This window comes from Streptomyces sp. NPDC043680 (assembly GCF_056436685.1).
In genome coordinates this window covers 113255-123187 of record NZ_JBWKCE010000019.1, presented here as the reverse complement: position 1 = coordinate 123187, position 9933 = coordinate 113255, and the positions used below count along the sequence as shown (strand labels likewise).

General features: G+C 75.8%; 6 protein-coding genes. 2 read left to right on the top strand and 4 right to left on the bottom strand.

Annotated features, from left to right (window positions below):
• The coding region (locus AC0666_RS28570; protein WP_478708609.1) for a discoidin domain-containing protein at positions 1-790 on the bottom strand (790 nt) is incomplete at its 3' end.
• A gap of 217 nt (positions 791-1007) precedes the next feature.
• Between AC0666_RS28570 and AC0666_RS28565 the strand changes: the two genes are divergently transcribed.
• Positions 1008-2711, top strand: coding sequence for an ATP-binding cassette domain-containing protein (locus AC0666_RS28565; protein WP_478708608.1), 1704 nt, complete (start codon positions 1008-1010; stop codon positions 2709-2711).
• 17 nt (positions 2712-2728) lie between these two features.
• Here AC0666_RS28565 and AC0666_RS28560 read toward each other — a convergent pair whose 3' ends face one another.
• Entirely contained in the window at positions 2729-3049 is a 321-nt protein-coding gene (locus AC0666_RS28560; RefSeq protein ID WP_478708607.1) for a hypothetical protein, read from the bottom strand.
• Positions 3050-3360: 311 nt separating this feature from the next.
• Between AC0666_RS28560 and AC0666_RS28555 the strand changes: the two genes are divergently transcribed.
• On the top strand, positions 3361-4332 hold the full coding sequence (locus tag AC0666_RS28555) for a zinc-binding dehydrogenase (protein ID WP_468963900.1): 972 nt from the start codon (positions 3361-3363) through the stop codon (positions 4330-4332).
• 159 nt (positions 4333-4491) lie between these two features.
• Here AC0666_RS28555 and AC0666_RS28550 read toward each other — a convergent pair whose 3' ends face one another.
• Both AC0666_RS28550 and AC0666_RS28545 read right to left on the bottom strand, forming a co-directional pair.
• Positions 4492-4941 (bottom strand): PRC-barrel domain-containing protein, encoded by a 450-nt coding sequence (locus AC0666_RS28550; protein ID WP_468963901.1) that lies wholly within the window; start codon positions 4939-4941, stop codon positions 4492-4494.
• Positions 4942-5079: 138 nt separating this feature from the next.
• Entirely contained in the window at positions 5080-9840 is a 4761-nt protein-coding gene (locus AC0666_RS28545; RefSeq protein ID WP_478708606.1) for a hypothetical protein, read from the bottom strand.
• Between the last annotated feature and the right edge of the window lie 93 nt (positions 9841-9933).

Below are 9933 nucleotides of genomic sequence, written 5' to 3'. Positions count from 1 at the left end.
TGGTGGTGTTGCCGTCGAGCACGTTGGCCGCGCGGCCGTTCTCGCTGCCGGTCTCCTCGTCGCTCGCCGTGGCCGTCCAACCGGTCCGGGGCAGGTCGACGGTGGCTTCCGGGGTGCCGGGGTCGCCCAACAGGTCGAGTTCGGCGGCTGAGGTCCAGGGCCCGCGGCCGCCGGCTTCGGTGAGGGCCGTCAGCCGTACGAACCGGGCTCCCTGCGGGGCGAATCCGAGCGTCTTGGCGCTGCCGTCGTCCGCGAGGGTGCCGGTGGCCACCGGGCTCGCCCAGTTCTGCCCGTCGGTACTGGCGCTGATGCTGTACTCGCCGACGCGCCCGTTCGCCCCGTCCGCGCGGGGGCGGTAGACGAGCGCGGAGACGACCGCGGTGCGGTGCATGTCGATGGTGATGCTGTGGGGGAGGGGGGCGGGGGTGGCGCTCCACTTGCTGTGCCAGAGGGTGGTGGTGTTGCCGTCGAGCACGTTGGCCGCGCGGCCGTTCTCGCTGCCGGTCTCCTCGTCGCTCGCCGTAGCCGTCCAGCCCGTCCGGTCGAGAGCGGGAGCTGCCGGTTCCATGGCGTTCGCCGGGACGATGCCGTGGTGCGGTGACTGCGTGGCCGCCTGCTGGTCGAAGGGCGTGGGTGCGGGCCGGGGCGCCGGGGCACGGCCGGCGGCCACCGAGCTCGCGACCCCGAGCCAGGGAGCGATCCCGATCAGCAGCGAGCCGAGGGCGAAGGCGATGAGCAGGTGGGAACGCCGTAGCGCACGGGCAACGGCGAGGTGGCGCCTGGACTGCAATCTGACCTCCTGGGGTGAACCGGCATGCCCTAGAAGTTAGGTCAGTGGCAGGTCAACTCGGGTCTTGTGCAAGTGGGTTGGCTCAAAACCGCACGCGCCGGCGCGGGTGCGGCGGAACGCGGGCGGAGTATCGGCGAGACGAAGCGTCTTGCGTTGCCGCGCATGCTCCGCTAGATTCCCTCCGTGCAAGACGAGACGATTCGTCTCGTTGATATTCATGCACGCGTCCTGTCGTCCAGCGGAAGGAACCCGCTTGCGCACGTCACCACTTGCCGCAACCCAGATCGTCCTGTCCGAGGTCGGCAAGCGCTACGACACCCGCGTCGTCCTGGACCGCGTCAGCTGTACGGTCCGGCCCGGCGAACGGGTGGGGGTCGTCGGCGATAACGGATCCGGCAAGTCCACCCTGCTCCGGCTGCTCGCCGGCCGTGAGCTTCCCGACCACGGGGAGATCACCGTACGGACGCCCGGCGGCTTCGCGTACGTCCCGCAGACCCTCGACCTGCCGGCCACCGCACGTGTCGGCGACGCGCTCGACCTGGCGCTCGCGGACCTGCGCGACCTGGAGCACCGCATCCGCTCGGCCGAGGTCCGGCTGCACCTGGCCGGGCCGGCCGAACTCGCCGGGTACGAGGAGCTGCTGGCCGAGTACGAGGCGCGCGGCGGGCGGGACGCCGAACGGCGGGTCGCCACCACCCTGCACCGGCTCGGTGAGCGCGGCCCGCTCGATCCGAACCGCCGGCTCGGCACGCTCTCCGGCGGAGAGCGCTCCCGGCTCTCCCTCGCGGCGGCCCTCGCCGCCGAGCCCGAACTGCTGCTGCTCGACGAACCGACCAACGACCTCGACGACGAGGCCGTCGCATGGCTGGAGGAACGCCTCCTCGCCCACCGCGGCACGGTCATCGCCGTCACCCACGACCGGCTCTTCCTGGACCGCGTCACGACCGCCATCCTCGAAGTCGACCACGACCGGCACACCGTCCACCGCTACGGCAACGGCTACGCCGGCCACCTGACCGCGCGCGCCGCCGCCCGGGCGCGCTGGGAGCGGGAGTACGAGGAATGGCAGGAGGAGACCCGCCGTGCCCGCCAACTCGCCGACCACCACGTCGCACGGCTCGGCGAGATCCCGCGCAAGGGACCGCGCGCGTTCAGCGGGGCCGGCGCCTTCCGGGCCCGCTCGCGCACGCACGGCGCGATGAGCCGGATCCGCAACGCCCGGGAACGACTGCAGCGGCTCACCGAGAACCCCGTGCCGCGGCCGCCGCAGCCGCTCTCCTTCACCGGCCGCTTCACCGCCGGCACGGGCGCCGCCCAAGGAGTGGCCGAAGCGGTGGTGGAGGCGGTGGTGGAAGCCGACGGACTCGCCGTGCCGGGCCGGCTGGCGCCCCTCTCGTTCCGGCTGGAGCCGGGGGAGCGGCTGCTGGTGACCGGCCCCAACGGGGCGGGCAAGTCCACCTTGCTGCACGTGCTCGCAGGTGAACTCCCACCGCAGCAAGGGTCCGTACGGGTTCCCGCCCGCGTCGGGATCCTGCGGCAGGACGACCCGCTGGCCCGTGAACCCCGCTCCGGCGTCGAGCTGTTCGGCACGCACGGCGCAGCGCGGATCACCGACCTCGGTCTGCTCACCACCGCCGACCTCTGTACGCCGGTACGGGTGCTGTCGGCCGGGCAGCGCCGGAAGCTGGAGCTGGCCCGGCTGGTCGCGGCGGCCCCGCTCGACCTGCTCCTGCTCGACGAGCCGACCAACCACCTGGCCCCGTCCGTGGTGGAGGACCTGGAGGCGGCCCTGTCCCACTACACCGGCACCCTGATCGTGGTCACCCACGACAGGCGCCTGCGGTCCGGCTTCACCGGGCGCCGGCTGGAACTCACCGGCGACCGCCGGCCGGTCTCCGCCGGGAGGGACGCGGTCAGGTGAGGGTGTCGTCGATCCAGTCAGATGATGACGGTTTCGGCGAGAGCCCGGTTCTGCTGTGCCTGGTGGTCGCCGGGGCCGTCGGCCGCAGTGAACGTCTGGAGGGTGGTGGGTGCCTTGAGACGGGCGAGGGCGAGGTCGGCGTTGCGGGCGAGGGGGTCGGCGTCGGCGGTGGCGCCGAGTACGGGGCAGCGGATGCCGTCGCTGTGCCCTTGCAGGGTGAACGGGGCGATCTTCTGGCCGCCGCTCGTGCTGTTGGGGTGGCCCCGGTCGGGCTCCGCCCCGTCGTGCCCGGGGCGCCACCCTCTCTCGCCGGGCCGCTCATGCCGCCGCTGCGGCATGCGGCCAGCCCGGCCACGAGCGCCGTCACGCCCGCACCCGCCGGCACCTGCCGACGACCCACCCACTCCCACCCGCGCCTGATCAGACCGCCCATGTCACAACACGGAGCGCGGGCCGATCCCGCGCCACCCTGTCACAGCATCCGAACGGTCACACCGGATCGCCCGGTGTGCCGACGGCGGCCGCCCGGCGAGCCGGCGCGGAGCCGGAAGGGATCGGCCCTCCCGCGTTTGACCTCAACCGCAGTTGATGTTCGAGACTCGCGGCACGGCCGCCGGAGGGCCCGGTGGCCGAGGTGAGGGTGGGTGCCATGCGCGCGACACAGGCGGTCGGGTTCGGCGGTCCGGAGGTACTGGTTCCCGTGGAGGTGCCCGAGCCGGTGGCGGGACCGGGGCAGGTGCTGGTGGCCGTCGCCGCCGTGGACACGATCTACGTGGAGACCCAGGTGCGCAGCGGCTGGGGCCGGGAGTTCTTCCCGGTGGTCCCTCCGTACGTTCCCGGCGGGGGCATCGCCGGCACCGTCCGCGCGACCGGCGAGGGCGTGGATCCGGCGTGGGCCGGCCGCCGTGTCGTCGCCTCGATCGGCTCCACCGGCGGCTACGCGGAGCTGGCCGTGGCCCCGGCCGAGGCGCTGGCCGTCGTGCCCGACGAGGTCTCCTTCACGGACGCCGCGGCCCTGGTGCACGACGGCGTGACGGCGGCCAGGCTGCTGGCGACCACGGCTGTCCGGCCGGGCGAGCAGGTCCTGATCGTGGGCGCCTCCGGCGGCATGGGCACCGTACTGGTCCAGCTGGCGAAGGCCGCGGGCGCACGGGTGATCGGTGTGGCACGCGGTGACCGCAAGATCGCCCTGGTCCGGGACCTGGGCGCGGACGCCGTCGTCGACGCGGCACGTCCCGACTGGGTGGAGCGGGCCCGCGAGGCACTGGGCGGCGCGGGTGCGGAGGTCGTGCTGGACGGGGTGGGCGGCGAGGTCGGCCTGGCCGCGTTCGCGCTGGTCGCCGACGGCGGGCGGTTCTCGGCCCACGGCGCCCCCACGGGCGGCTTCGCCCAGGTGGACCCGGCGGATGCGGCAGCCCGCGGTGTCCGCCTGCTCGGCATCGGGGACGTCCAGCTGACCGCCCCCGAACATGCCGAGCTCGCGGGGCAGGCGCTCCGTACGGCAGCGGAGGGCGCCCTCCGCCCGGTGATCGGCGGGACCTTCCCCCTCGAACGCGCAGCCTCGGCGCACGAGGCGATCGAGTCCCGCGAGCTCGTGGGCAAGGCGGTGCTCACCGTCTGACGCGGCCGCACCGGGCCGGCCCGGTGCGGCCGGCGAACCGGCCGGGCCCGGCGTGCCGCACGGCCCGGGCCGGTTCACGGCCCGGGCCGGTTCACTGCCCGGGCCGGTTCACTGCCCGGGCCGGTTCACTGCCCGGGCCGGTTCACTGCCCGGGCCGGTTCACCGCCCGGGCCGGGCCGGCCGCAGGCGTGACAGGGTGCTCTCGTGGCCGGCCGTGCCTTCCTGAATGGCCTGCGCCCGGTCCATCTGCCCCCAACCCGCGCCGGCCTCGGCGTTGACCTCCTCGCGCGCGTCCCTCAGGTCGTAGTGCCCGAACAGCTGCTCCTCCTCCGCCACGGAAAGCACGCTGCCGCAGTCCAGCGCCGCGCACGGAGCCTCTTCGATCACCGCCACCGGATAGGGGAGGACCAGGCGCCCCTCCTCCAGCACCGCGTGGCGCAGGGGGACGAACACACCGCCCAGCCCCGAGGCCCGGTCGGTGATCCGTGCCCATTCGGGCCTGCCGGTGGTGTCGTCCACCAGGACGTAGTCCACCCCGCCCACGCGCTGGCCGCCGCTCGTATAAGCCGTGCAGCCGGCCATGGCTGCAAGCTGCTCCTGAGTGATCACCGCTGCTCCTCGTCTGTCCCGCCGCGCTCCCTTTCCCTGGTCGGCTACCCCGCCACAGTCCTGCGAAAAGCCCCGGCCGGTCGGGACGAGATCGGGGTGCCCGTCCACACCGGACGGGCACCGGCCGCCGGTCGGGCCTCAGCCGGCACCGCCGAGCTTGCCGTGCAGCCGCTCCCAGGCCGCCGCGAACATCTCGTGCAGCGGTGCCGTCGGCAGGATCCGCCCGAACGGGGAGTGGATCTCGTTGCTCCACATCGGCCGCACCAGGTGCGTCGCCAGTTTCACGGTTTCCAAGGGCAGGTGCGGGGCCTTGAGGTCGGTCCAGTCTCCGGGCAGGAAAACGGTCCGGCCCGCCCGCGCCCGCTTGTCCTCCACCACCGCGCCCGTGCCCAGCAGTTCCGTCCGGACCTCGGCGTGCCGCTTCGTCGACCAGCCGTTCCACCGCCGCACGTTACGGTCGGTGGGTGCGGCCAGCGTGGCCACCTGGAGGTACAGCGCCGCCGCGTCCGCGCCGACCCCGAGCTCCTGCGCCGCCCGTCCGACCAGCTCCGGGCAGGACCGGCGCGGATCCGCCTCGTACGTCCCGGTCGGCACCGCCCCCGAACGGGCCCGCAGCATCATCCGCTCCAGGCCGCCGCCCGCCAGCAGGGGCGCCACCCGATCCAGCTCCTCGCCCAGGTCGGTGACCTCCCGGACCCGCCGCCACACCTCCGGGTCGGCCGGCTCCGCCGGCCGCAGGAAGGAGGAGCCGCCGGGCGCGCACACCACCAGCGGACCGGAGTCGTACGCGGTCACCGGTGCGGGTCCCCCCTCCTTGCGGCGGTCCGTCGACACCGGCAGCCGCTCCGGCCCGAACCGCTCCGCGATCCGCGCCGACGTGTCCTGCACCCGCCCGCCGGGCAGTGCCACCAACAGCTCCGGGCGGTCCAGCTCGGCCCGCAGCCGCTCGTACAGGGCCTGCGCGCCGGCCACCGCGGGATCCGGTACGGGCCGGTCCGTCCACGCCCACACCAACGCGCACGCCATCCGCCGGACGTCGAGGCCCACCGGGGTGCGGTACGGCAGCTCGGGCCCGGCCGGCGGCACGGCCCGGACATCCACCGCGATGCCGTGCGCATGCGCCGCCAGCTCCCAGCCCGCCGCCTCCACGGTCGCGTCCGCGGCGGCCTCGTACCCGCCCGTGAGCCGACGGGCCCACACCTCGGAGAGCCCCAGTTCGGTCTCCAGGGCGTCCGCCGCGTCGTCGTGCACGACGGGCACCGCCCCGAGGCGCTCCCGCCAGACCCCGGCCATCCGTTCAACGGCCGCCAGGACCCCGCCCTCCCGCCACAGTTCGGCCGGGTCCTCGGGCAGCGCCGCCGCCAGCACGGCCCGCGCCCCCGCGCCGCCGAGCCGGGTGCGCAGCCGCTCGTAGGACTCGGCCGTCTGGGGCGTGGCCCGGTACGGGGCCTTGCGGGCCAGGGCACGGTCCTCCTCGCGACCGGCGCAGCCGACCAGGCCGGCCACCACGAGCCGTGCCACCGCCCAGCGCACGCCGGTGAGTTCGGCGAACCGCGCGGCGGCCGACTCCGGTACCGGGACCGGCCCGTGCGCATCGAGGGCGGCGACCAGGGCCCGCAGGCGCGCGGCGTCGTCCCGCTCCACCCGGACGGCCCGAGCGTCCGGCACCGCCGCCGGCACCGGGTCGCCCACCGGGTCCTCGGCCGCGGGAGCCACGAACCAGAGCCCCGCTCCCGAGCCCCGCCCGCCGCCCGACGCCACCGCGGTCCCGGCTTCCCGCAGCCCGTCCAGCACCTCGCCCGGCGCGCGGCCGACCCACCACCGGCCGCCCGCGCGGGCGAACGGCTGATCGGCCCAGGTGTCCAGCAGAGCCACCAGGCAGGTCCGCGCCGCGTCCGGCGTCGGCGCCACCGCGGCCCGCCAGGCCACCGCGTCGATCGCGCCCAGCAGCTGGGACCAGTCGCGCGGCAACGCCGGCGGCGCGAGCCGCCGCACCTCCTCGGAGATGCTCCCCGCCAGGCAGGCACCGTCGGCGGCCAGCGCGTTCACCGTCGCCGGCAGCGCCGGGTACGCGGTCCGCTGCCACGCGTCCCGGTAGCCACTGTCCGTGACCAGTCCGAACAGCGCGGGGATCAGCTCGCTGTCCGGCGCGGACCGGGCCGGCAGGACCGGCGGCGCCTCGGCGAGCAGGGTGACCCGCCGGTGCAGTGCGAGCCTGCGCTCCTCCACGCGGGCGGCCCGGGCCGCCACCGCCACGACCGCCTCGACCAGCACCGGGTCGGTGATGTCCGGCAATTCGCGGGCCACGGCGGCCCGCAGCGCCTCCGCACCGGCGAGGCCGGCCGCCAGCAGGGCGTCCGCCGTCTCCTGCCCCAGGGTCCGCAGCGCCCGGGACCCGGCAGCGTCCCGGGTCCGCAGCAGGTACCAGAAGGCGGGAGGCAGGGCCACGCCGCCCGACACGGTGACCTGCCGGACCGGCGTACCCCGCGGATGCCGGGGCGAGGTGTGCCCGTCCTGCTCCCACAGCAGGACGCCGTCGGCGGTGTACGCGCGTACGCCCGTCCTGGTCTGCGCCTCGGCGAGGACCACGTCCTCCACCGCGCCCTGCGGCGGCGCCCACAGCCCCCACGGCTCCTGTCCCGGCCGGTCGATGTCGAAGCGGGCCGTACGCCCGTCCACGCTCTCCACCAGGAAGTGGTCGGGCGCGTGGTCGCGGTGCCGGGTGCGGAACAGCACCCGGGTCCCGACCAGCCCGTCCCGACAACCCAGCGGGGAGCCGTCCAGACCGGCGGGCAGCGGCGCCAGCTGCAGCGCCTCCACGGCCAGGGCCATACCGGCCTCGGACGGCTCCGCGACAGGATCGGTGCCCGCGGGACGGCCCGGGAACCCGGGCAGCGCGACCTCGCCCCGCGGCTCCCCCGTGACCGGGTCGACCGCCTCCCACGGCCGCCGCCCGAAGACGGCGTTGGTCCAGATCCGCGCGCCGTCGCCGAGCTGCAGCTCGTCCCGGTCGATGCCCTCCCTGCCACCCGGGCGCAGCACCCGGCGCCCGCCGTGCCGCCCGCCCCCGTCGGCGGTCTCGAACTGGAAGCCGTACGCCCCGTCCAGACTGCCGCCGAACGGCACGAGGCCGCCCACCTCGTCCGGGGTGAACGGCTCCTCGGGACGGTCGGCCCAGACGGCGGTGTCGCAGTGGTAGGGGCTCGGGGCGAGCGTCCAGCTCACCAGGAAGGAGCCGCCCACGTAGTGGACCGCGAACATGGTCGCGCCGTCGGGCACCGTGAACCGGCAGGAGCCGCGCACCCCGTCCGGGGCGACGGCGACCGCCCGGTCCCGCCCGAACACCGTGAGCACCGGCCAGGTGGAGGTGACCCCCGCCACCCCCCGGCAGCGCCCCCCCGCCGCCTCCTCGGGAGCAGCCCCTGCCGCGAACCCCGCGTACACCGACTCCAGGGTGGGCCAGGCCAGTTCCTCGGGCAGACCGGCCCTCAGCGAGCGCCGCAGCGCGCCCGCCGCCCCCGCCTCGGCGAGGGCGTCGGCGATGCCGTCGAGCGCCGCCACCGTCGGCCGGTCCAGCAGGGTGTGCAGTTCGGCCACGGCCTCCTCGGCTCCCGCCATGCCGCCGCCCGCGACGGTGTCGACGAGCTTGCCCACGCGGCCGGCGACCTCGCGGGCGATGCCTTCGTTGCCCGGCAGCAGCGTCACCGCCGAGCCGGCCCGGCGCCGGCGCGTCGGCGCCCGCCCCGGCAGCAGACCCGCGTGTACGGTGCCCTCCAACCGGGGGCCGAAGACCGGGTCGGCAGCCAGCGCGGCCAGGTCGCGCCGCGACCGCTCGCCCCAGAACCGCATGCGGGTCTCCGGGCCGGGGTCGACGACCGCCACCCCGGCCGCCAGGCAGGCGTCCAGCACGTCCGCGTCGAAGCCCTGGTAGTGGTGCCGGGTGGTGTGCACCGTCACCGGCGTGCCCTCGGCCCGCAGTCGCGGCCCCAACCGGACCACCAGGTCGAGGAATTCGTCGGGCAGCGGCTGCCGCGCGACCCCGCCGCCGGACTGGGCCGCGTACTGGTACATGTGCACGAAGTGGCCGACCCAGCGGTGCAGTCCGCCCTCCGGCACCAGCCGCCCGGCCGCCATGCCGTCGGCCGCGCCGCAGCCGGTCAGTACCCGCAGCCAGGGGCCGCCGTCGGTGACCCCGTCAGGGAAGACGTCCACGAGTCCGGCGGCGACGGTGTCCGCCGGCGGATGGGTCGTCAGGAGCGGGGCCGCGGCGTCCAGCAGCGCGTCCGGTACCGCCTTCTTCCGCGTCACCGACAGGATCGCGCCGACCAGGCGCGCGACCTCCGCGTCCCCGCACCCGGCCGACTTGGCCGAGGCCCGCACCCGGCGCACCAGATCCGCCGGCAGGTCCGCCACCGAACCCGCCCACGCGGTCAGGAACGCTTCGAGCGCCGCATGCGCCGCGGCCGGCTCCAGCGTCGCGGCGAGAAACCGCTGATGTGCCCCGAGTTCCTTGGCCGGCATGGCCCCGCCCGCCGCGAACAGCAGCGCGTTGGCCCGGCGGTAGCCGGGATCCACCGGGAGCCCGTGCCGGGTCTCGGCCGCTCGCGCCGCCGCATAGGCCCGCCCGCCCGGCCGGCTCCCGTAGCCGATCAACCGGTGGCCCACGGTGTCCCAGAACCACGGCAGGTGCGCAGGCGGCAGCCGCCGCGCTCGCGCCGCCATCGTGTCCAGGAACCGGCCGGGCTTGGTCCAGGACCGGCCGAGCTCGGTGCGCATGTCCTCGATGAGGTCGCGCGCGGTCCCGGCCGCGTCCGGGTCGTGGGCGGCGACCCAGTCGGCGTACGTGGTCGAGGCGTGCGCACCGCCGGCCGGCAGCAGGGATTCCATCGAGACGATCACGTCTTGCATCGTCGCACGCCCCACTGACAGCCCAACGGCTGCCCGCAGCCCGCCGATCGGTCAGGACGGCGGACCCACGCCCAGGGGACTTCC

What these genes read in the sequence shown, in the direction of transcription:
- AC0666_RS28565 (WP_478708608.1), top strand. Translation starts at nt 1,008, where the DNA reads ATGCACGCGTCCTGTCGTCCAGCGGAAGGAACCCGCTTGCGCACGTCA.
- AC0666_RS28560 (WP_478708607.1), bottom strand. Translation starts at nt 3,049, where the DNA reads ATGCCGCAGCGGCGGCATGAGCGGCCCGGCGAGAGAGGGTGGCGCCCC.
- AC0666_RS28555 (WP_468963900.1), top strand. Translation starts at nt 3,361, where the DNA reads ATGCGCGCGACACAGGCGGTCGGGTTCGGCGGTCCGGAGGTACTGGTT.